The following is a 22924-nucleotide window of genomic DNA, read 5'->3' as shown; positions in this document are numbered from 1 at the left end:
AGTTGTTCGATGATCACGTTTTCAGAATGTCCCGGGCTGTAATGAAGCTCGGTGGTTAGCGGCTGGCTGCGGTAGCAAGTACGCCCCACTGATCAGCCCAGTTTATCGTTGGGCGGGCTTTAAACTCACTGCGAACAAACTGGCGGATTCGCCCCTCTGCGCAGGCCAGCATCAGGTTGGCTGTCGCGCCTGTGGGCAGCTCGGTACGCAGTCCTTCGGTTTGTTCGGCGGTACGCAAAATTTGCTTGAGCTGGGTTTCCATGCGCTCAAAAAACTGATTGATGCGCTGTCTCAGCCGGTCTGTTTCACCGGACAGGGCATCTCCGGTAAGAATTCGCGCCATCCCGGGGTTCTTCTCGACAAATGCCAGTAGCAGGGTGAGAATCTGCTCACACTGTTTCATCGCATTAGCATCGGAACCGGTGATTAAGTTGATCCGGCTGAAGATGGTGTCCTCTATAAATGAGATCAGCCCTTCAAACATCCGTGCTTTGCTGGGGAAGTGGCGGTACAGCGCTGCCTCCGATACACCAACATGTCTGGCAAGGGCTGCGGTAGTGATTCGTGCGCCGGGATCGCTTTCCAGCATCATCGCCAGTGACTGCAGAATCTGTTCACGCCGTGAGGGTTTCTCGGTTACATCTGCATCCATCAGTCTTGAGCCTTCCGGTGTTGATTAGTGATCAGTGTACCTACACCCTCATCGGTAAAGAGTTCCAGGATACAGGAGTGTTCTACCCGGCCATCGATAATATGTGCGCTGTTAACGCCACATTTAACGGCGCTGAGGGCGCAATCGATTTTGGGTAGCATGCCACCATAGATGGTGCCGTCTTCAATCAGAGCGTCGACCTGAGCGGTGGTTAGCCCAGTCAGTACGTTGCCCTCTTTGTCCAGCAAACCGTTGATGTTGGTTAACAGGATTAGTTTTTCCGCCTGCAGTACTTCGGCCACTTTTCCTGCAACCAGGTCAGCATTGATGTTGTATGACTCACCGTCGCTGCCAACGCCAATCGGTGCAATGACCGGAATAAAATCAGAGTTGCTGAGCATATCAAGAACTTTGGTATTAACGTGATCAACCTCGCCAACATGGCCGATATCGATAATCTCGGGTACCGACATTTCGGGGGACTTGTGTTTGACCTTGAGCTTTCGGGCACCTAACAGCATACCGTCTTTGCCGGTCAGACCGATCGCTTTACCACCGTTTCGGTTGATCAGGCCAACAATATCCTTGTTAACCATGCCGCCCAGTACCATCTCAACCACGTCCATAGTCTTCGAGTCGGTAACCCGCATGCCATTAACAAAGTGCGATTCAATGGCCAGTTTTTCCAGCAGCTCGCCAATCTGTGGACCACCACCGTGAACTACAATCGGGTTAATACCGATCAGTTTCATCATCACGATATCACGGGCGAAACTATCCTTCAGCTTGTCATCAATCATCGCGTTGCCGCCGTATTTGATGACAACGGTTTTGCCTGCAAATTGCTGGATATACGGGAGTGCTTCGCTTAGCACGTTAGCGGTATTCATCGCATCTTTACGTGACAGTGGCATGGTTATTGTCTCTATCTGTAGGGTTTTTGTAGTTTGTAACCGCTAACTCAGGTATTTGCAAGTCAGGAATTACCCGTTTCAGTTTCTGTTCCAGCAGATGGCTGATCCGCTGCAGTGCTGCAACCGTGAGTGCTTCAATTCTGAGGGTCAGCATCGGAGTGGTGTTTGAGGGTCTGATGCCGAACCAGCCGTCGCTGTATTCTACCCGTAAACCATCCACATTGCAGACCCGGGCCGGGGCAAAATCCTGCTGCCTGAACTGTTCGATGACACAAAATTTCTGGTCGTCGCTCACCGCTATGTTGATCATGGGGGTCGAGGGCAGTGGTGGAAACTGGCCGAATAGCTCTGCGGCGGGTCTGCCTGAGTCGCTCAGCAGTTGCAGCAGTCTTACCGCGGCATAGAGGCCATCGTCAAAGCCATACCATTGTTCTGCGAAAAACAGATGTCCACTGAATTCGCCGCCGAACAGTGCCTTGGTCTGGCGCATCCGGTTCTTGATCATGGAGTGGCCGCAGCGCCACATATCGCCTTTACCGCCCAGTTTATCGATCAGCAGAGGGAGCTTGAGTGAACATTTTACGTCGTAGACGATCTCTGCGCCCGGATGGCGTTGCAGCAGGTCCTGAGTAAACAGACAGATCAACTGATCGGGTGTTATGCACTCCCCGGTATTACTGACCACCGCCAGCCGATCGCCGTCACCATCCAGAGCAAGCCCGATATCCGCGTTTAACTCACCGACTTTAGCGATCAGGTCTGTGAGGTTTTCAACTTTTTCCGGATCCGGATGGTGGTTAGGGAAGTTGCCATCGACATCGCAATACAGCGCTGAAACCTCACAGCCAAAGCGCTGCAGAAGTTTGACTATCCAGGGGCCGGGGACGCCGTTACCACAGTCAACCACTACTCTCAAAGGGCGACGCAGGTGGCGGTCCTTTAACACCCGCTTAAAGTAGGCATCGCTGATATCTCGAGATTGCAATGCTCCGGCGCCATCCCTTAGCTGATTGGAGACGATACGCTGGTGTAGCCCGGTGATCTCCTCGCCGGAAAGCGTATGCCCCCCCAGCATGATCTTAAAACCGTTGTAGTCAGCCGGATTGTGGCTACCAGTGACCATAACGCCGGAGCCGGTGTTCAGCGCATGGGTGCCGTAATATAGCACCGGTGTGGGCACCATCCCCAGGTCAATTACGTCGACGCCACTCTGTAATAATCCACGGATCAGTGCACGGCTCAGGTCCGGGCTGGAAAGACGGCCATCATGGCCGACACAGAGCGTCTGCTGATGCCGGTCACGGGCTTCGCTGCCAATGGCCTGGCCGATCAGGAAGGCGCTGTCTGCGTTGAGGGTGTGCGGGTAGATGCCACGGATATCATAGGCGCGGAATATGGTTGGATTGAGGTCCTGTCGATTCAACGGTTCAGTTTCCCTGACGTTGTATTAATGGCGGGCAGAAGAATCAAAATCGTTTCTCCATGATCGTTATTAATAGCCTCATCTCCATTGCGCGGGTTTACTTCTTTACGCAGAAGATTTTTTATCTGCGCTGCTGTGCTGGTGTGCTGCGATGATCTCAATTAGCTTACCCGCCAGCCGGCGTTTGCTGCACAGTGGCAGTTGCTGAACATCAGCGTGGCTGACGACGGTAACCGCATTATCATCACTGTTGAAACCGATATCACTGCGGGATACATCATTGGCAATAATCAGGTCGAGGTTTTTGCGGACCAGTTTATCCTGTGCATAACTGATGACATCCCGGGTTTCAGCGGCAAAGCCGACAGTGAAGGGCTTCTGCGGTTGCGCCGCAACGCTGGCAACGATATCGGGATTCTTAACCAGCCGCAGTTCCATGATCTCTTCGTTGCCTTTTTTCAGCTTATGCTCAGCAACAGCAACGGGACGGTAATCGGCCACGGCGGCTGATGCGATAAAAATATCGCACTCATCGATATGTTTCAGCGATGCGGCCAGCATTTGTTCGGCGCTTTCCACCATGACGCGTTCACAGCGCTGCGGTGCCGGGAGGTTAACCGGACCGCTGATCAGAGTGACCTTGGCACCGGCGTCAACAGCCGCTTCAGCCAGTGCGTAACCCATCTTGCCTGAGCTGTGGTTGCTGATATAGCGTACCGGATCCAGCGCTTCGCGGGTGGGGCCGGCAGTGATAAATACCCGTTTACCACTCAGTGCTCCCCGGTCAAACAGTGCTGCGGTTTGTTGCGCGATCTCAACAGGTTCAAGCATCCGCCCGGGACCGGTGTCGCCACAGGCCTGTTCACCCACACCCGGGCCTAGCAGACGTACGCCTTTTTTCTCTAAGCTGGCGGCATTAGTTTGTGTCTGCTGATCGCGCCACATCGCCTGATTCATTGCCGGTGCCAGTACGATAGGGGCTTCGGTTGCCAGGCAGATAGTGCTCAGCAGGTCATTGCCCTGGCCGCCGTCTAAGCGTGCCATAAAATCAGCACTGGCAGGGGCGATCAGAACCATATCGGCCCACTTTGCCAGCTCAATATGGCCCATGCCTGCTTCCGCCTCAGGGTCGAGCAGGTGCAGATGTACCGGATGGCCCGAGAGTGCCTGCATGGTCAGGGGAGTAATAAATTCTGTTGCTGCCGGAGTCATCACCACCTGAACATCAGCTCCCGCGCTTTTCAGAAAACGGGTGAGTTCAGCGCTTTTATAGGCAGCGATGCCGCCAGTGATACCTAAAACAATCTGTCTGTTAGTCAGTCTCTGCATACCGGGTAACTATATTTTCTGCGGTAATTTGGGAGGCATACGATACCACTATCCTGGATTGAGTTACATTCCTGAAGCGAGTATCAGGAGGCTGGTCTACAATAACCCGGGTTAATTGAGGCTTTTCGAAAATCGATTTTTAATGAGATAACACAGGGATGTGAACATGGCGATTACGGACTGGCCGGAGGCAGAGCGCCCCCGGGAGAAGTTGTTACGTCAGGGGGCTGCGAGTCTGTCTGATGGTGAGCTTTTGGCCATTTTTCTGCGTACCGGCGTGAAAGGGAGTAGTGCCGTGGATCTGGCCCGGCAGCTGCTGATACGTTTTGGCGGTCTGAGACCCTTAATTAAAGCGGATCAGCAAGCGTTTTGTCAGCAGCTAGGGCTGGGACCGGCGAAGTATGTTCAGCTTCAGGCGGTGCTGGAGATTAGTCGGCGTTGTCAGGCCGAACAATTGCAGCGGGATTCTGCGCTGACCTCGCCAGATCTGGTGAGAGATTATCTGCAACTGCAGCTGAGTGACCGCAATCGCGAGGTGTTCGCCTGTTTGCTGTTGGATAGTCAGCATCGGGTGATCTGCTTTGAAGAGTTGTTTCAGGGGACAATCGATAGCGCGACAGTTCATCCCCGGGAGGTGGTTAAGCTGGCGCTGAGTCATAATGCCGCGGCAATTATTCTGGCTCACAACCACCCCTCCGGTATTGCTGAGCCGAGCCTGGCGGATCAGAATATTACTCAGCGGATCAAAGAGGCGCTGAGTCTGGTTGATATCCGCTTGCTGGACCACATGGTGGTCGGTAGCGGAGTCACGGTATCCCTTGCCGAGAGGGGGTTAATTTGACTGTTAATATAATTGTGTGGCTGTATAGCCATTAGCGTTTGTTTTCTGTACAATGCGCGCTCTTCTATCCACCGGTACGGGTTATTGTCTTTGGTTTGGACGCTCCGCCTGAGGATATTGCAGCCACCCTATTTAATTCTGGGATCAATGGCTTAAGATCCAATAAGTATCTGATAGAAGGTTACATAAACTATAGTTAAAAGGTAATTTTCATGTCTCGAGTTTGCATGGTTACAGGTAAGCGTCCTGTAACAGGAAACAATGTTTCCCACGCACTGAACCGTACACGTCGTCGCTTTTTGCCGAACCTGCACTGGCACCGTTTCTGGGTAGAAAGTGAGCAGAAGTTTGTACGTCTGCGCGTTTCTTCCAAGGGTATGCGTATCATCGATAAGAAAGGCATCGATGTTGTGCTGGCTGACGTTCGCAAGAACGGCATTAAAGTTTAAGGAGCACGATTATGCGCGATAAGATCAAGATGGTTTCTTCTGCTGGTACTGGTCACTTCTACACCACTACTAAGAACAAGCGTACTACTCCTGACAAGCTGGAAATGAAGAAATTCGATCCAGTTGTACGTCAGCATGTAATGTACAAAGAAGCTAAGATTAAGTAATAATCTGAGCTAAGTATAAAAAACCCGGCTGGTCCGGGTTTTTTTGTGCCTGCTCAGACCTGAACCCATTAATCTGAAGTCCGCTGAATATGCCAGAATTACCAGAAGTTGAAACCACCCGTCGGGGCATCGAGCCCCATGTTGAGGGGCGAACGATCACCGCGCTGACGGTTCGCCAGCCGAAATTGCGCTGGCCGGTTCCTGAGCAGTTGTCTACATGGGTTGTGGGGTCCCGGATTAGTTCGGTAACCCGAAGGGGGAAATACCTGCTAATCAATCTGTCGGCTGGTTCGGTAATGATCCATCTGGGGATGTCTGGTAGTCTCTATATGGTATCCTCTGATCAGCCAGCGGCCTTTCATGACCATGTCGATCTGGTTCTCGACAGTGGTATGGCGCTGCGGTTGACGGATCCGCGCCGGTTTGGCTCGGTATTGTGGCAGCCTGCCGGGCAGCAGCATCTGTTACTGGAAGCGCTGGGACCTGAGCCGCTGAGCAGTGATTTTACGGCAGACTATCTGCAACAACGCTGCGCTGGACGTAAACAGGCGATCAAACAGTTTATTATGAACAGTCAGGTTGTCGTGGGTGTGGGTAATATCTACGCCAATGAAGCACTGTTCAGTGCGGGAATTCACCCGAAACGGGCTGCCGGGAATATTTCTGCTGCAAGACTGAAGCGACTGGTAGATGAGATAAAGGCTGTTCTGTCCCGGGCCATAGAGCAGGGGGGAACCACACTGAAGGACTTCGTCGGCGGTGATGGTAAGCCTGGCTATTTCAAGCAACAACTGAATGTGTACGGTCGTGGCGGTGAATTATGCCATCATTGTAAATCTACGCTGAAAGAGATCCGTCTTGGCCAGCGATCCACTGTTTACTGTCCGGAGTGTCAACGATAATGGGAATTCTTGAGCCGCTTTTAAAGCCAACCCCAACGGGGGGGGAGGTCTGCCCAAGCCGGGAAGATCTGCAACGGGCCCTGGGTAGTGAGTTCTATCTGGCTAAGCGCGAGACATTTCATGTGGGTGAGCTGCCAATACACTGTGAGATTTATGAGTATGATGTCGATGCTCCGGTACTGATGTTCCTCCCGGGTATCGGCACCTATGGCGAACTCTATGCCGAGATGCTCTGGTCGCTTTCGCAGCAGGGTTACAATGTGGTCGCCATCGACCCCCCGGGGCATGGCTACTCTGGAGGCGAGCGTGGTGTCTATACGGTTGAATCGGTGCAAGCAACCATCTCCCAGGTGATTGATGCTCTGGAGCAGCGCTTCGATGGCCCCTGTTATATCTATGGCTACTCAATTGGTGCTCTGCTGGCGGTTGCTGCTGCAGAGAGTGATGAGCGGATCAGTAAGGTTGTTTGTGGCACGCTGTTAACTACAGAAGTCCCCCCGGATCTGTTTCACCTGCTTGGCTGGCAGTGGACCTGGGGCAGCGCGATGCTGTTTCCGGGGCTGCGGTTACCACTTTCCTGGATGGTGGACTATGATCAGTTACTGGCGGGGCATCCTGCAGGTAAACTGATCAATAGCGATCCCATGCTGGTGCTGGATTATCCCTTTAAAACACTGGCCAGCCTTTTTAGCCACAAGGCCGGGATTATGCAGCGCAAACACCCATTCCAGATGGCTCTGGTTCAGGGGGAGCAGGATGAGGTGTTATCGGTTGGTTATAGCCGTCGGGTTATATCTGAGGCAGTGCAGCCGATTGAGCTGATTACGGTTCCCGGAGAAGGGCATATGATGCCGCTGACGGCACCTGTTAAGCTGGCGGGTATCATTGCTGACTGGCTCAATACTTAAATGTTAATAGTAGTTTAATAAGCATTAACTCTAAGAGTTGAGTCTGGCAGGGGCTTGGCTCAAAATTCCCGCCTTCCTGTTACTGGTTTTGCTCTTGGTTCGGTCATTTATCTGCTGCAGGTCTGTCACCGAAGCTTAAATAGTTGTTAATCACTCTGTAATAGTTTTTGGAGGAAAATGTTGCCAAACAGCAAACATTTGGTCCGGAACTATGAACGCACTGCAGCAACGCATAGTCGCATTTGATGTCACACTGTACTACCTCTGTTTTGGTACCTGCAGGCTACCGGTGATGCCGACAATAAGCCGTCTGATCTCCAAACTGGGTGATGGCGGAGTCTATCTTGTTATCGGCCTGCTGGTGGCCTGGTTTGAAATTGAGCGGGGTATTGATTTTCTGTTAGCAGGATTATTTGTGTTTGCCATTGAGTTGCCTGTTTATATGTTTCTTAAACAAGCGATTAAGCGTGACCGTCCCTGCGACCGTTTTGCCGATGTGATACCACAGATTACCCCTTCGGATAAGTTCAGTTTGCCATCAGGACATGCCGCAGCCGCCTTTGTTTTTGCCACGGTGCTCAGCTATTACTATCCGGCATTAATGTTACCTGCCTACACAGTGGCGTGTCTGATCGCCCTGGCCCGCGTGTTTCTGGGGGTGCACTATCCCACCGATATCCTTGCCGGGGCTGCTTTAGGTCTGATCTCCTCGGTCATTGGATTAAATCTGCTCGCGCTTTTCTGATGACTTTTTTCTAATGGCTTAACAATAGTCGGGATCTGTAATGAAAATTCTGTATGGCGTTCAGGCAACGGGTAACGGTCATATAACCCGGGCCAGAGTGATGGCGCCGGCACTGGCTGAAGAGGGAATCGAGGTCGATTTCCTGTTTAGCGGTAGGTCGCCGGATAAGCTGTTTAATATGGAACCGTTTGGTGAATATCAGGTTCGTCGTGGGCTGACCTTTAGTGTATCCGATGGCAAGATTGATCGCTGGCGCAGCCTGACTCAGAACAGTCTTATTCAGTTAGTGAGAGATATCAGAGCGCTGGATCTTCAGGACTATGACCTGATCATCAGTGACTTTGAGCCAGTGACGGCCTGGGCAGCGAAACTACAGAAAAAGCCTTGCATCGGTATTGCTCATCAATATGCTTTCCGATATCCGCTTCCCGGTCCGGGCATTGGCCGGGTAATGATGCCGATGATACGTTTCTTTGCTCCGGTTCAGCAGGGCATCGGTTTGCACTGGCATCACTTTGACGGACCGATACTGCCACCCCTGATAGAGGCGCAGCCCTATCCGATTACGGTGGAACCAGGGATGATTCTGGTCTACCTGCCGTTTGAAAACCGTGAGCAGATTCGTCAATGGCTGTTACCGTTCAATGATTATGAATTTCATGTCTATTGCGATATTGATACCCCTGAAGATGAGGCGCATATTCTTTGGCGGCCGCTGTCCCGGGATGGATTTCGTCAGGCACAGGCATGTTGTGACGGGGTGATTGCCAATTGCGGCTTTGGCTTAGCCAGTGAGGTGCTACAGGCGGGGAAAAAGTTGCTGACTAAACCGCTAACGGGTCAGCCTGAGCAGGTATCTAACGCCGCTGTACTTGAGCATCTGGGGTTGGCGGAGGTCTTTGCGGAACTTGAGGAGAGACAGTTTTATCGCTGGGCTGCTCAGCCTTCACCGGAGCCGGTCGCGTATCCCGATGTTGCACGGGCGCTGGCTCGCTGGATACACTCCGGTTGTGATCGGAGTGCAGAATTGCTGGCCCGGGAGTTATGGCGGGATGTGTTGTTGGAGCCGGTGATTGCTTAGTCGATAATCCGATGCTTATGAGCACATGACTTATAAGGCAGGCTTTAACTTAAAGAGTGCGGGGCGGAAGCGCTATTTGAACCAGAATCTGAACCAAAAAAAGAGAGTGCTCAGTTCCTCTGAGCACTCTCTTTTATTTTGACTGGCCAGATGATCTGTTCCTTATTCCTTTTCCCTGGTGAAATATGATCAGCATCCTGCTGACGTCCCTGTTTCCGTGTTCACCTAAAGATCATCTACGCCTGAGACTCCAGCCGCTTGCCGTTCCCTTCATCCGTGAAGGCCATCGTTCCGTCAGAATTAGTATCCTATTTCAGCTGTTATGCTGCTATAGGAAAAAATCCTATTTTGCGCAGCTGTATCTGAAGTGCTTTTTTATGAGGTATTAAGTGGTTAAAACAACGGGCAAAAAAAAAGAGAGCACTTAGTTCCCCTTAAGTACTCTCTTCATATGGCTTCCTTATTCCCTGCAGTTAATCCTAGGCATCCTGCCAGCAATCCATGCTTCCTGATCCGCTTGTCTGGGCCTTCCGCTGTGCAGTCCCTAACGTTTAAGCTTCCTGAAGCACATAATGTGTGAATTACAGACGAGGGGATATAGGAAAAAGTCCTATTTTTTGATTGTGCGTCAAACAACACGGGTCTCAGCTCAATTTTCCGTCCGAAGATGGACATGTCGGGTGCTTGGACATAAACTATACAAATCTTGTCGGGGTGCCCATTGGGCTGAGAGTTGGAGTGAGATTAGGCCAATAACCCGCGAACCTGATCCGGTTAATACCGGCGTAGGAAATCGAGATAAACCGAAAGACTGCCTTTGTCGTACCCGGTTTAGCTCATTAATGCTGGACTGGTACTGATGTCTCAAAAGAATATTCCAATTGCTCTAACTATCGCAGGTTCTGACAGTGGCGGTGGCGCGGGTATCCAGGCTGACCTGAAAGCATTTTCCGCATTGGGTGTTTATGGTGCTTCTGTGATTACGGCAATAACCGCTCAGAATACGCTCGGGGTCAGGTCGATCCATTCAGTTCCGTTAGCTGTGATATCTGAGCAGATAAACGCTGTATTTGAGGACCTTAATGTAGCGGTGGTGAAAATCGGTATGCTGGGCGATGCTGAGACCGTCGCCTGTGTTGCAGACCGGCTTGCACATTATAAACCCGCTTTTCTGGTTGTTGATCCGGTGATGGTGGCAAAAAGCGGAGACGCTTTATTGTTGGATAGCGCCGTGGAGATGCTGAAAACCAGGCTTATTCCCCAGGCATCACTGATTACGCCTAACCTTCCTGAAGCGGCAGTCCTGCTGGGCTGTGCGGAACCCACTACACTCGATCAGATGGAAAAGATGGCGGAGCAGTTGATGTCGCTCGGTGCGGCAGCCGTATTGCTCAAAGGTGGTCACCTTGAAGGGACCGATGATGCGGTTGATATGCTCTTCGATGGTGATCAGTTCTACCGCTTTTGCTCTCCCAGGGTTGAAACCCGCAATACTCATGGTACCGGTTGTACTCTGGCATCGGCTATCAGTGCCGGGCTTGCCGCAGGCTTAAGTGTGCCGGAGGCGGTGCAACAGGCAAAAGATTATATCTATGCGGCTATATCCGCAGCAGACCGATTACATGTGGGGCATGGGCATGGTCCCGTGCATCACTTTCATCGATATTGGTAACCGGCTTCAGTCGGAACCTTATAAGAAAAACTCAAGACGCAGGTAATAATATGACCGATAGTCAAACAGTTCTAAGTCGTAGTGCACAGGTTGATGAGGCTTCAGTTCAGCCGTTTCCTAACTCCCGCAAGGTGTATGTCGAGGGTTCCCGTGCGGATATCCGGGTGCCGATGCGTGAGATCTCACTGGCTGATACTCCCACCGATATGGGGGGGGAAAAGAATGACCCTCTCTATGTATATGATACTTCCGGGCCTTACACCGATCCGGAAACCAATATCGATGTTCGTCAGGGTCTCGAACCTCTGCGGGCGGGCTGGATTGAGGAACGCGATGATACTGAACAGCTGGACGGACTGAGTTCAGAGTATGGTCGTGCCCGGGAGCAGGATCTGCGTCTGGATCACCTGCGTTTTGAACTGACCCGTAAGCCATTGAAAGCAAAGCCAGGGAGTAACGTTACTCAGCTGCACTATGCCCGCAAGGGTATCGTGACGCCGGAGATGGAATTTATCGCCATCCGTGAAAACATGAAGCTGGCTAAAGCACGTGCTGAAGGCAATGTTGTGGCTCAGCAGCATCCTGGCCACAGTTTTGGTGCTCAACTACCCGATGAGATTACGCCTGAGTTTGTCCGTCAGGAAGTGGCAGAAGGGCGAGCGATTATCCCTGCCAATATCAATCACCCTGAAGTAGAACCGATGATTATCGGCCGGAACTTTCTGGTAAAAATTAACGGTAATATCGGTAACTCTGCACTGACCTCCTCTATCGAAGAGGAAGTGGAGAAGATGACCTGGGGTATCCGCTGGGGCTCCGATACCATTATGGATCTGTCTACCGGTAAGAATATTCATGAGACCCGTGAGTGGATTCTGCGTAATTCTCCGGTCCCTATCGGTACCGTGCCGATCTACCAGGCCCTGGAAAAGGTAAACGGTGTTGCTGAAGATCTCAGCTGGGAAGTGTTTCGCGATACACTGATCGAGCAGGCAGAGCAGGGCGTGGATTACTTTACAATACATGCCGGTGTGCTGCTGCGCTATGTTCCGATGACCGCTAAACGGATGACCGGCATTGTCTCCCGTGGGGGATCTATCATGGCGAAGTGGTGTCTGGCGCATCATGAGGAAAACTTCCTCTACACCCATTTTGAAGACATCTGTGAGATCTGTAAGGCGTATGATGTGTCTTTCTCCCTGGGTGATGGTCTGCGCCCGGGTTCTGTTTATGATGCCAACGATGAAGCTCAGTTCTCCGAGCTGGAAACACTGGGTGAACTGACTAAAATCGCCTGGAAGCACGATGTGCAGGTGATGATCGAGGGCCCTGGGCATGTGCCGATGCATATGATTAAAGAGAATATGGATAAGCAGCTGACCGAGTGTCATGAAGCGCCTTTCTATACTCTTGGGCCGCTGACGACGGATATCGCTCCCGGTTACGACCATATCACGTCCGGTATCGGTGCAGCGATGATCGGTTGGTACGGCTGTGCGATGCTCTGCTATGTGACGCCAAAAGAGCATCTGGGATTGCCAAACAAGGATGACGTAAAGACCGGTATTATTACTTACAAGATTGCAGCCCATGCTGCCGATCTGGCCAAAGGTCACCCGGGAGCCCAGATCCGTGATAACGCGATGTCGAAAGCGCGCTTTGAATTCCGCTGGGAGGATCAGTTTAATATCGGTCTGGATCCGGATACTGCCCGGGCGTATCACGATGAAACTCTGCCAAAAGAGTCGGCAAAAGTGGCGCATTTCTGCTCTATGTGCGGTCCGAAGTTCTGCTCAATGAAGATCTCGCAGGAGGTGCGTGACCTGGATGAAGCGCAGATTGCATCTATACAATCGGCGGCAGAGCAGGGGATGAAGGAGAAGTCGCAGGAGTTCAAAGAGACCGGCGCGGAGATCTATCACAAGGTCTAAGCTGTAACGGGACATGTGTTCTGCAACATAAAAAAAGCCGCTGATGTCAGCGGTTTTTTTGTATCTGTTGTAATACTTTCTCAAAGAGTCGCAGGTGGTTGTCCAGCGTTTCTGCCATCGGTTCTGTGAGTAAGCCGCCGCGTGCATCAGTCGCACCGACCATCATCAGATTATCCACCATCGAAAATGACTCGATACTAAAGCCGTCCTGATCGGTTGCTGTTCCCTCAATCCGGTCGCTGTAAAGGCGGCCATCCAGGGTGTAACCCCAGACAGGTTTGTTCTGTGCGGCCATATAGCCCATCTCAAAGGCGCTACCCACATCCATACTGGGGCCTCTGAAAGGGGTCATATTAGCGATTATCAGGTCGCAGTGGTTCATCAGACCGATATTGGCCTGATAGATCCTGATCCCCGCTTCAAACGGTGATAGCTGTGACAGGTCTATTTCGTTATCCAGGGGGAAATGACCGGTGAAACCGTATTGCTCACAAAGCACTTTTTTGGCAGCGCCCAATTCTGTTGCGTTGGGCCAGAAAACATCCGGGCCTGCGAGATAAATAGACTGTTGCACCATATCACTCTTCCAGCAGAGGGTGTCCTTTAGGTAGTTGGCGGCTGATCCACAGGGCCAGTTTATGTTTCATATTGGGTTCGGTTTCCTCGCCCTTAGCCAGTGGCTGAATAAGTTTGTCCAGTACCAGCAGGCGATAGAGCGCGGTGACTTTATTGCCGGCACTGTCTGTGGCTTCAAACTGTCCGGCCCCGCGTTTTTCCATATAGACGCCACCGATACGGATCGCCTCTTTGACCAGTTCTGCTTCATGCTTCAGCTTTTTCATCGCTCTCTCCAACAGCTCTAATCGGGAATTGGCTGTCACTATCGCATAGCAGCCAGAGCGGGGTAAATATATTAAGAAGGATTTTATCGGGATGGTATGACCATCCCGATAGTGTTCCGATAGCGCTGAACGCTATTAGTTAGTGGCTTATCATGCCATGAGGGGTATCTGACATGACTCGTTTGAAAGTGGATTGAGAGAAGCAGAGCAGGTCCTGATGATCCCCCGCTTCCATATAGCAGTCGGGTTCATCGGCCAGATGGTCATCCCAGATTACCTGCATATTATAAGCCTGCCCCAGTGCGGGGACGGCTCCACTGTTGCAGTCTCTGAAGAGAATCTTTACATCCCGCTGAGCTGCCGGAGAAAATATCCGGCCCATCTGCTGGTTGATTGCGTGCAGGTCAACCCGCCGGTCGGATGGCACAACAGCCATCATAAAGCCTTCGTCATCTCTGAGTACCACGCCTTTAGCCATTCGCCGCGCCGGGACATGTGCGGCAATGGCTGAGCTGAGCGAGGTTTCCGCATAGGGGTGTCGGATCAGGCGATAGGGTATATCCTTGCGATTAAGGAACTTTTGTAGAGTGGGAGATACAGACATCTAAATAACCTCCTGACAGTATAACTGCCTGTCCTGAAGTCTGTTGCCAACGGGTACATTAACCCTAGGATGGCATATCGAAGGATAGCTCAGAAATAGGTATACTGCTGGATCTCTTTTCAATTACCGCGGCGTTATTATGAAATACAGTATTATTCCGGTTACTCCTTTTCAGCAGAATTGCACACTTTTGTGGTGTGAAGAGAGTAAAAAGGCGGCGGTGGTTGATCCCGGTGGTGATATCGCTGTGGTGTTGGCCAAAATTGAGGCGCTGGGACTGGAGCTGGAAAAAATCCTACTGACTCACGCGCATATTGATCATGCCGGCGGAACCGCTGAACTAGTGAAGCAGACCGGGGTTCCCATCGAAGGGCCGCACATTGGCGATAAATTCTGGATTGATGGTTTGTCTCAGCAAAGTAAGATGTTTGGCTTTCCACAGGTTGAGATCTTCACTCCGGATCGCTGGCTGGAAGATGGTGACAAGGTAAGTGTGGGTAATGAGACTCTGGAAGTTCTGCATTGTCCTGGGCATACTCCGGGCCATGTGGTTTTTTATAGCCCGCAGAGTCAACTGGCGCAGGTGGGCGATGTTCTCTTTCAGGGTTCGATCGGCCGCACCGATTTTCCTCAGGGTGATCACGCCACACTGATCAGCTCCATTCGTGAAAAACTGTTTCCTTTGGGCGATACCGTGGCGTTCATTCCCGGCCACGGGCCGATGTCTACCTTGGGTCATGAACGCCAAACCAACCCCTTTGTCAGCGATTCCAGGGGTTAGTCCGAGTTTTCAGTGGTGGTTGATACACCACCACTGACAATAAAGGTAGTGACTTTTCCTGCGCTTACGTCAAGCGGAATTACCTGGTCTCTGGGAACGATAATCAGATTGCCGGAAAAGTTGTATGAGTCTGGCAGATAAACAGAGACTTCCTCTTCGAGCCCGAAGCTATTCAGATCCTCGCAGGTCAGGAACCCCATCACTTTGATGGTTTTTTCCCTGTTCAGGCAGACCATCACCGGTTTATCAAAACTTTTCTGGTCACCCAGCAGCGCCTGGAACAGGTCTTTCAGTGAATTGTATAGCAGCTTCACGACCGGGATTCTGTCCATCAGCGAGCCGATAATATTCATCAGGAAGCGGGTGAGGTATAGCGACCCTGCAATCCCCGTCAGCATAATGATTACAATGGTAAGCAGTATACCCAGCAGGGTCTCTGTCAGGCCTGGCTGTAAACCCGGGATAAAATAACCGATCAGAGAGCCGGCAGCCGAAAAAAGGGTTTCATTCAGTGCGGTGAAAATAAGAAACACCAGATAGATGGTCAGCACGAAAGGTAGCAGTATCAGTAAGCCCTGGAAGAAAAAACGCAATATAGTTGTCATGAAAATTTTTCCTGTTGAACACCAGTGATAGCGGGTTGTTCAGCTATAATATCCCTCATGCATCATTTGATGTCGGAGGTGTTTGATGAATCAGATTGACTATGGTGATTACCGTATTACAGCTCTGGTCAGACATATGGGTCATAATCGCTGGATGCTTGAACCTAAAATCTATCACAAGGATCTTAAAGATACGATTTTCCATAATGCCGGAGAGCTTGAAACAGCACCCGAGAATCAGGTTATCGTAGCCTCTGAAGATGAAGCGATTCGTCAATGTTTTGAGTTGGGCAGGTTAGTGATAGATGCCGATCTTAACTAAGGGCTTGCATCATACTTTCTGCACTTTTAACCGGCTTTACTCGGATTAAGACTAAATTCAGCCGATAGGGCATCGTTGTTGGTACTCCAGCGATTGCATCTCGGCCAGACGGCTATATGTTCTGGCAAACTCAAATATCAGGCTACCCTCCATATAAAGATTTTCCAGCGGCACTTCCAGACTCAGGAACAGGTTTACGCCTCGGTCATAAAGCTCATCGACAAGACTGATGAAGCGTCGCGCCGGATCATCCATGCTACCCAACAGCACCTGGCGTTCTCCCGCTTTTACCGCCAGACTGCCGTCTTCTGTACCACGGGCTTTGATCTGCTCCCGGCTGCGACTTCCCAGTAAGGGCACCTGGCTGATAAATATATGGCTAAAGCGGTTAGCCAGGTCGATATAATCCATCTGACTGCGGGCGCCCATACAGATATGTTCAAAGTCAAACCAGACACACTCCGTACTAACCGCTTTGGCGGGTATAGCTCTCTGTAACACTATAACTTCGTCGGGTCGGGGAGGGGTGTTGCTAATGGTTGTATAGAGCCCGGTCAGCTGCTGCTCCGTGTCAGGGTGGTTCTGGTTTCCTGGATGAAATATACACGGAGCCGGGGTCAGCGTGCGCAATCGGTGATCGGTTTCTCCGGCCAGGTTAAATACCCGCATCTGTTGGTTAATCATTGTAATAATCGGTCTGACCCGGTCTTCAAAAAGCGGGTCTTTACAGAGTTTCTCTGGTGGACGGTTGGAGGTCGTGATCAGAATAACCCCGAGTCTGAGAAGCGATTTGAACAGCTTGCCCAGGATCATCGCATCGGCAATATCATTGAGAAAAAACTCATCAAAACAGATCAGTTTGTATTGGCGGGCCAGTTTGCTGGCGATCAGCTCAAGAGGGTCTGGCTTACCCTGCAGTTCGCGCAGTTGCTGGTGGATCTGAGCCATAAAACGGTGAAAATGATGACGCAGACAGATAGTGCCGGGCAGATGAGAAAACATCAGATCCATCAGAAATGTTTTGCCGCGTCCTACCGGCCCCCAGATGTAGATCCCTGCTGAATTGCCGGGATGGGTGTTGCCCGATATCAGGGATTTATAGACTGGGTCAAGGGCCTCAGCCAGGCGCAGCTGATCCGGATCATGCTGGTAACCGTTAAAGGAAAGTGCCTGGTGGTATATATCGATAAAATCTTTCTGCATCGCCGTCGTTCCGTTGGTAACCGTCGCATGATAATGGTTTTCCCGGAGATATAGATAGGTTAATCTTCCTGTCTCTGACCTCTGGGGGAAATGATGGTAAATAGTTTACAGTCGCTGCGTACAGGCTCAATGCCAGATGAGCAGCAGCGTATCAGTGAAGTGCTTGAAGCGGGTGTTGAAAAACCTCAGGTGTTGTTCTGGCAGTATGATCGCGCTGCTATCATTATGGGATGTTCGCAGCGTCCTGATGAAGGGCAAATTTGTCGTTCTGAGTCGGCTGGTTTAGCTATTATACGACGTCGTTCAGGAGGAGGGGCTGTACTGGCTGGTCCCTGGATGCTGAGCGTGACTGTTTTTATCCCTCCGGATCATCCGGTTGCAAAGCAAAATATTATTGAGATTTTTTCCTGGCTGGAGCAGATCTGGATCGATTCACTGAGAGCCTGCGGTGTTCCTTGTCGGGGAGTGGATCAGGCTATGATTGATAATTCTAAAACGATCAGTCAGCAACAGGATCTCAAGTGGGCCTGTTATGCCTCCCTGTCCCATGGTGAAGTAGTCAGTGAAGATGGCCGAAAGCTGGTTGGTCTGGCACAGATCAGAAAGCGTAAAGGTGTGGCTCTGGTCAGTGGTCTGCATCTCTACCCCTCAGACTGGAGTCTGCTCAGCTCTGTTGTGGTGGACAATGCGCTGCAGGGAAATATTCTGGAGCAGCTTAACAGTGATGCACAGAGTTTGTCCGGCACCGCTGCTGAGACGCTTCTGCCTGACCTGATCAACGCGTTTGCAGAGCGGATACCGGAAGATTTTGTCCGGACAAAACTTTAATCATTTTTTTAGCAAACCCGTTTTTCAACGATATCTGTTTTTCGGCTGTTTTGTTGATCATTTATGCAGCAGCTGAGCCAGTTCCACCAGTTGTGGGTTGAGCGGCTTCTTCTTCTCCATTATGTCTAATAGTGGTGTTGCGGTGATCTTGCTATTGATCATACCGACCATGATGTCGGTGAAGCCTGCCATTAAGTAGGTGACTGCCGCTGCGCCCAGGCATGAGGCCAGCACCCGGTCATGGCCGGTCGGTCTGCCGCCCCGCTGTATGTGTCCCAGAATACATACCCCTGGTTTTTCACCATGGGTTTCGAGCTGATTAGCCAGGCGATAGGTCAGGCCCGGTTTGGGACCTTCAGCGACCACGATAATACCGCTGCTGCCTCGCCCTTCTGCGCGCTGGTTCGCCAGTGAGAAACACAGAGCATCCAGTTTAAAGTCAATTTCGGGGACAACAATCATCTCTGCACCGCAGGCAACGCCGACCTGAGATGCGATATGACCTGAATTTCGTCCCATCACTTCAACCAGAAATATTCGTTCGTGAGATACCGCCGTGTCACGGATTTTATCGATCGCTTCCAGGGCAGTATTGAGAGCGGTATCAAAGCCGATGCTATCATCAGTACCATAGATATCGTTATCGATGGTGCCGGGCAGTCCTACAACAGGGAGACCGGTCTCCTGGGTTAACAGATGCGCCCCGGTAAGGGAACCATCGCCGCCAATGACAATCAGGCCCCCGATACCGTGCTCTTTAAGTATCTCAGCCGCCTGATTGCGTACAACCGGATCTTTAAATGCTTCACAGCGATCGCTTTTCAGGATCGTACCGCCCCGCTGAACAATATTGGTGACGTCACTGCTCTTGAGTTCAGATAGGTCGCCGATGATAAGTCCACTGTAACCCCGGTTGATGCCAAATACCCTGATGCCCTGATTGAGGGCCGCCCGGGTAACGCTTCGGATCGCCGGATTCATCCCGGGTGAATCGCCGCCGCTGGTCATAACGGCAATCGCATTGATTTGGGTGGTTTTTTTCAACTCGGGAAGGCGATACATATCTTGATTCCGCAAATATTAATATCTTTCAATATTATGCAGTTGAAGATTTTAGACAACTATTTTTCGAGGGCTTATAAACGGAAATCTGGTAACTCAGGGTAATCACTGCTAAACAATATAAAGATGACAGCTCAAGCAGAGAAAAATGAAACCATGTGATGCAGAGTTGGTAGCCCTGCTTATACTGGACGGTTTTACGGATTACCGTAAGCAGTTTAAAGCGATTACCCGTCAGGCTAAAGCCTGTTTCGAAGCGGCTGACTGGCAGGCGATTCAAGGCCTTTCAGCAGAACGCATCGACCTTTATGAGCTGGTGGTTAAGCATGTAGGTAAACAGATCAGTGCGGCTATCAGCGATGTGTCTGACCATGCGCTCTGGGCCGGTGTAAAGGCCTGTTATATCAGTCTTATTGTTATCCGGGACGATGCTGAACTGAGTGAAACATTTTATAACTCTATCTATTGCTCACTCTTCGGTCACCGGCAGATAACTGATCAGCTGATGTTTATTCGCTCAAGGACTGGGGCTTTACCGCAATTGGATGCGCTCAATACCGGTCAGATTTATCGCAGATATACGCTTAAAAATGGCCTGGTCCCTTTTCTGAGTCAGTTGCTGGACGATTATCAGTTTTCCATACCCTGGGAAAATAAACGCAGAGATATACGCAACCTGCTGAGATACATCCGGGTAAGCTTTGCCGCAGATGTCGTGGCCGATGATAAAACCGTAATAGAGGTGATTCATTCCGTTTTTTACCGTAATAAAGCTGCCTATATCGTAGGCAGGGTCCATTTTGACCACCAGGCAGTGCCGTTTATTCTGCCCGTTCTGAATAATGAGCGTGGTGGGGTGTTTATTGATACTGCGCTGACAGATGAAAATGACGTGTCTATTGTATTTAGTTTTACCAGGGCATACTTTTTGGTAGATGTCGATATACCTGCAGAGTTTATCCGTTTTTTACACTCACTGATTCCAATGAAGTCGATTGCGGAACTGTATAACTCAATCGGCTTTTACAAGCAGGGAAAAGCTGAATTTTATCGCAGTTTTATGGCTCATATCGAACAGACCTCTGATCAGTTTGAAATTGCGCCGGGCACCAAGGGGATGGTTATGACAGTATTCACACTGCCATCCTATCCGGTGGTTTTTAAAATAATAAAAGATCGTTTTGCGTCGGCCAAGCAGATCACCAGAGAGGGGGTGAAAGCTAAATATCAGTTGGTAAAAAGGCATGACCGGGCCGGCCGGATGGCGGATACACAGGAGTTTGTAAATCTTTCACTACCAAGAAAACGGTTTTCTGACACGTTGTTGAGTGAGCTAACGCAGGTTGCTGCTTCATCGGTTGATATCGGTGTTGATGAAGTTGTAATTAAGCACTTATGGACAGAGCGAAGAATGATTCCCCTCAATATCTATCTTGATGAGATGCTGCATCAGGATAATGAACAGGCGGTGTTTCTGGCGATTAATGAGTTTGGTAAGTGCGTTAAAGAGTTAGCCGCAGCAAATATATTTGCCGGTGATATGCTGTTTAAAAACTTCGGCGTAACACGTCATGGCAGAGTAGTGTTCTACGATTATGATGAAATCTGTTATCTGACTGAGTGTAATTTTCGCTCGATTCCCGAGCCGCTTTATCCTGAACAGGAACTGGCAGCTGAACCATGGTATTCAGTTTCAGCGAACGATATCTTTCCCGAAGAGTTCACATTGTTAACGGCCTGTGATCGCAGAATTCGAAAGGACTTCAATCAGCTGCATGGTGACTTGCTTGACCCTGAATGGTGGGTGAATATGCAAATACAGGTTAGTCAGGGAGCTATTATTGATCTGTTTCCCTACAGAAAATTGCGCCGCTTTGATCGGGATCCCCCGGTATAGCTTGCTGTTCGTGTCAGGGTTGTGATATCTGTAGACGCTGTAATATGATGTTCTGTAATTGCTGCTATAATCGGCTACTTATACGGTTTCCGATAAAAATTCAAAGGAGTGGAATATGGCTTTTCGCAACACAATAACCTCATTTGTTATCGCTTTTGGGGTGTGCGTAGCCTCAGGGGGAATATTCGCAGGAGATCCTGTTCCGGTTAAAGAGGTCGTTACCATTGGTACCGGTGGTGTTACCGGTGTTTATTACCCGACCGGTGGCGCCATTTGTCGTCTGGTAAATAAAAGCCGTGCAGAACATGGTATTCGGTGCGCCACTGAAAGTACTGCTGGTTCCATAGCGAATCTTGAACAGATGGCGGATAAAGATATTAACTTTGGTATAGCTCAATCAGACTGGCTGTATCATGCCTATAACGGTAGCAGTGAGTTTGCCAAAGCGGGTCCTGATCGTGATCTGAGAATAGTTTTTTCCCTCCACCCGGAACCCTTTACTGTGGTGGCCCGTGCCGACAGCGGCATTAAAACCATTGATGATATAAAAGGTAAGATCGTCAACATAGGTGAGGTTGGTACAGGGCAGCGCGGCACGCTGGAAACGCTGATGAAGGCTAAAGGCTGGACAGAGAAGGACTTTGCCCAGGCGACAGAACTAAAGGCTTCAGCACAGGCTAGTGCTTTATGTGCCGGCGAGATTGATGTAATGATCTATATAGTCGGTCATCCAAGCGGAGCAGTTAAAGAAGCAACTACTTCCTGTGACAGCGTGCTGGTTGATGTGACGGGTCCTGTCATTGATAAGGTAGTTTCAGACAATAATTATTACCGGCACGAGACTATACCTGGCGGTCTCTACCGTGGTAACGAACAGCCCACTAAGAGCTTTGGGGTTGAAAGTATCCTGGTTGCTTCAGTAGATACCTCAGAAGAGGTGGTTTACGAGGTAGTGAAAGCTGTATTTGAAAACTTCGATATCTTCCGTAAACTTCACCCGGCATTCGCGAATCTGGAAAAAGAAAAGATGGTTCAGGCTGCTAGCGGTGAATCTTTTCATCCAGGCGCACTTAAATACTTTAAAGAGGTTGGTCTGATTAAGTAAAACTTCAGACCGCTGCTTCGCGGCTAGCTAGAACGGAAACTGCGTTTCCTGCAAGAAAAAAGCAAAACAAAATATAAAAACCGCCGCGAGGCGGTTTTTATGTTTTTGTAGGAGCCCCTTTAGCATGCCCTCTGGGTACCAGGGGCGATGGGGTATCTGATAGCGTTGGCGAATTAATTCACCGCTGGAAGCAGTTCCTGGCTACTAGCAAGTCGCGAAGCGACGTCTAGCCAGCGGCGCAGCCGCGTTCTAGCGACTCGTCGTTAAAAACTCCAATGTTTTTCACGATTTCTTAACTTTTTCGTGCTCCCCCTGTTGACTCCTCAGCTCCAGAATGTAGAATGCGCTCCTCGCTTGAGACAGCCACCGGAAACGGTCACTGAAACAAGTCGGGCTGTTGAGTTTAAGGCCTTGATAACACAGAGTTAAATCTGTTAATCGAGTCGGGATAGCAAAACAGGAAGGCGATCAGAATGGTTTGAAAATTTGCTTAAAATTCTCAAACAAAATGGTTGACTTCAACGGGGTGTTGAGTAGAATACGCACCTCGCTTGAGACGACTCACTGGCAACGGTTGAGAGTTGATAGCAACGCTCTTTAACAGATAGATCAGATAATTCGTGTGGGCGCTTGTTGAGATGAAGCACAAAAGCTTTATCAA

24 protein-coding genes and 1 riboswitch are annotated in these 22924 nt (G+C 50.3%); of the genes, 14 read left to right on the top strand and 10 right to left on the bottom strand.

The genetic code is table 11. From position 1 onward, the window contains the following. Positions 1-55 precede the first annotated feature (55 nt). From slmA to coaBC, 4 genes are all read right to left on the bottom strand, one after another. Positions 56-652: a nucleoid occlusion factor SlmA gene (gene slmA, locus KDX31_14315; GenBank protein UTW02516.1), complete on the bottom strand. Its 597-nt coding sequence runs from the start codon at positions 650-652 to the stop codon at positions 56-58. Then, positions 652-1566, bottom strand: coding sequence for an acetylglutamate kinase (argB, locus tag KDX31_14310; protein UTW02515.1), 915 nt, complete (start codon positions 1564-1566; stop codon positions 652-654). Before argB ends, slmA begins: the two co-directional genes overlap by 1 nt. After that, positions 1550-2989, bottom strand: a complete 1440-nt coding sequence (locus tag KDX31_14305) for a phosphomannomutase/phosphoglucomutase (protein ID UTW02514.1) — start codon at positions 2987-2989, stop codon at positions 1550-1552. Before KDX31_14305 ends, argB begins: the two co-directional genes overlap by 17 nt. A gap of 105 nt (positions 2990-3094) precedes the next feature. Continuing rightward, complete coding sequence (gene coaBC / locus KDX31_14300; protein ID UTW02513.1) at positions 3095-4318, bottom strand: bifunctional phosphopantothenoylcysteine decarboxylase/phosphopantothenate--cysteine ligase CoaBC; 1224 nt, start codon at positions 4316-4318, stop codon at positions 3095-3097. 166 nt (positions 4319-4484) lie between these two features. Here coaBC and radC point away from each other — a divergent pair, with 166 nt between their 5' ends. The 9 genes from radC to thiC all read left to right on the top strand — a co-directional run bounded on the left by radC (position 4485) and on the right by thiC (position 13014). Then, positions 4485-5159, top strand: coding sequence for a DNA repair protein RadC (gene radC, locus KDX31_14295; GenBank protein UTW02512.1), 675 nt, complete (start codon positions 4485-4487; stop codon positions 5157-5159). Positions 5160-5371: 212 nt separating this feature from the next. Beyond that, complete coding sequence (gene rpmB / locus KDX31_14290) at positions 5372-5608, top strand: 50S ribosomal protein L28 (protein UTW02511.1); 237 nt, start codon at positions 5372-5374, stop codon at positions 5606-5608. Between the two features lie 11 nt (positions 5609-5619). Next, positions 5620-5775 (top strand): 50S ribosomal protein L33, encoded by a 156-nt coding sequence (gene rpmG, locus KDX31_14285; protein ID UTW02510.1) that lies wholly within the window; start codon positions 5620-5622, stop codon positions 5773-5775. Positions 5776-5864: 89 nt separating this feature from the next. Further along, the gene (gene mutM / locus KDX31_14280; GenBank protein UTW02509.1) at positions 5865-6677 is read left to right on the top strand and encodes a bifunctional DNA-formamidopyrimidine glycosylase/DNA-(apurinic or apyrimidinic site) lyase; all 813 of its coding nucleotides are present in this window, start codon (positions 5865-5867) and stop codon (positions 6675-6677) included. Continuing rightward, positions 6677-7585: an alpha/beta hydrolase gene (locus KDX31_14275; GenBank protein ID UTW02508.1), complete on the top strand. Its 909-nt coding sequence runs from the start codon at positions 6677-6679 to the stop codon at positions 7583-7585. Before mutM ends, KDX31_14275 begins: the two co-directional genes overlap by 1 nt. 211 nt (positions 7586-7796) lie before the next feature. Beyond that, complete coding sequence (locus KDX31_14270) at positions 7797-8330, top strand: phosphatase PAP2 family protein (GenBank protein UTW02507.1); 534 nt, start codon at positions 7797-7799, stop codon at positions 8328-8330. 40 nt (positions 8331-8370) lie between these two features. After that, complete coding sequence (locus tag KDX31_14265) at positions 8371-9411, top strand: hypothetical protein (protein ID UTW02506.1); 1041 nt, start codon at positions 8371-8373, stop codon at positions 9409-9411. Positions 9412-10111: 700 nt separating this feature from the next. Beyond that, a riboswitch (TPP riboswitch) is annotated at positions 10112-10221 on the top strand. A gap of 49 nt (positions 10222-10270) precedes the next feature. Beyond that, on the top strand, positions 10271-11083 hold the full coding sequence (gene thiD, locus KDX31_14260; protein ID UTW02505.1) for a bifunctional hydroxymethylpyrimidine kinase/phosphomethylpyrimidine kinase: 813 nt from the start codon (positions 10271-10273) through the stop codon (positions 11081-11083). A 50-nt stretch (positions 11084-11133) separates the two neighbouring features. After that, positions 11134-13014 carry a phosphomethylpyrimidine synthase ThiC gene (thiC, locus tag KDX31_14255; protein UTW02504.1) on the top strand — a complete coding sequence of 627 codons (1881 nt, stop codon included), beginning with the start codon at positions 11134-11136 and terminating at the stop codon, positions 13012-13014. Positions 13015-13060: 46 nt separating this feature from the next. Here thiC and KDX31_14250 read toward each other — a convergent pair whose 3' ends face one another. From KDX31_14250 to KDX31_14240, 3 genes are all read right to left on the bottom strand, one after another. After that, positions 13061-13591: a nucleoside 2-deoxyribosyltransferase gene (locus KDX31_14250; protein ID UTW02503.1), complete on the bottom strand. Its 531-nt coding sequence runs from the start codon at positions 13589-13591 to the stop codon at positions 13061-13063. Between the two features lies 1 nt (position 13592). Beyond that, entirely contained in the window at positions 13593-13856 is a 264-nt protein-coding gene (locus tag KDX31_14245) for a DUF5062 family protein (protein UTW02502.1), read from the bottom strand. 139 nt (positions 13857-13995) lie between these two features. Continuing rightward, positions 13996-14460, bottom strand: a complete 465-nt coding sequence (locus tag KDX31_14240) for a YbaK/EbsC family protein (GenBank protein ID UTW02501.1) — start codon at positions 14458-14460, stop codon at positions 13996-13998. Between the two features lie 139 nt (positions 14461-14599). On the opposite strand from KDX31_14240, the gene KDX31_14235 reads away from it, so the two are divergent. Next, entirely contained in the window at positions 14600-15241 is a 642-nt protein-coding gene (locus KDX31_14235; GenBank protein ID UTW02500.1) for an MBL fold metallo-hydrolase, read from the top strand. Here KDX31_14235 and KDX31_14230 read toward each other — a convergent pair. Continuing rightward, entirely contained in the window at positions 15238-15846 is a 609-nt protein-coding gene (locus KDX31_14230) for a DUF502 domain-containing protein (protein UTW02499.1), read from the bottom strand. The two genes, KDX31_14235 and KDX31_14230, sit on opposite strands and share 4 nt — an antisense overlap. Before the next feature lie 85 nt (positions 15847-15931). Between KDX31_14230 and KDX31_14225 the strand changes: the two genes are divergently transcribed. After that, positions 15932-16168: a hypothetical protein gene (locus KDX31_14225; protein UTW02498.1), complete on the top strand. Its 237-nt coding sequence runs from the start codon at positions 15932-15934 to the stop codon at positions 16166-16168. Positions 16169-16225: 57 nt separating this feature from the next. Here KDX31_14225 and KDX31_14220 read toward each other — a convergent pair whose 3' ends face one another. After that, entirely contained in the window at positions 16226-17371 is a 1146-nt protein-coding gene (locus KDX31_14220; protein UTW02497.1) for an AFG1 family ATPase, read from the bottom strand. 93 nt (positions 17372-17464) lie between these two features. Between KDX31_14220 and KDX31_14215 the strand changes: the two genes are divergently transcribed. Then, the gene (locus tag KDX31_14215) at positions 17465-18199 is read left to right on the top strand and encodes a hypothetical protein (protein UTW02496.1); all 735 of its coding nucleotides are present in this window, start codon (positions 17465-17467) and stop codon (positions 18197-18199) included. A 57-nt stretch (positions 18200-18256) separates the two neighbouring features. On the opposite strand, the gene pfkA is transcribed toward KDX31_14215, so the two are convergent. After that, positions 18257-19261: a 6-phosphofructokinase gene (gene pfkA / locus KDX31_14210; protein ID UTW02495.1), complete on the bottom strand. Its 1005-nt coding sequence runs from the start codon at positions 19259-19261 to the stop codon at positions 18257-18259. A 148-nt stretch (positions 19262-19409) separates the two neighbouring features. Between pfkA and aceK the strand changes: the two genes are divergently transcribed. Then, the gene (gene aceK / locus KDX31_14205) at positions 19410-21158 is read left to right on the top strand and encodes a bifunctional isocitrate dehydrogenase kinase/phosphatase (protein UTW02494.1); all 1749 of its coding nucleotides are present in this window, start codon (positions 19410-19412) and stop codon (positions 21156-21158) included. Positions 21159-21273: 115 nt separating this feature from the next. After that, on the top strand, positions 21274-22263 hold the full coding sequence (locus KDX31_14200; protein ID UTW02493.1) for a TAXI family TRAP transporter solute-binding subunit: 990 nt from the start codon (positions 21274-21276) through the stop codon (positions 22261-22263). Positions 22264-22924: the final 661 nt, after the last annotated feature.

Source organism: Amphritea atlantica, from assembly GCA_024397875.1.
GTDB lineage: Bacteria > Pseudomonadota > Gammaproteobacteria > Pseudomonadales > Balneatricaceae > Amphritea > Amphritea atlantica_B.
Note: the sequence above shows the minus strand (reverse complement) of the source record. Positions and strands in the feature narration are given on the sequence as shown.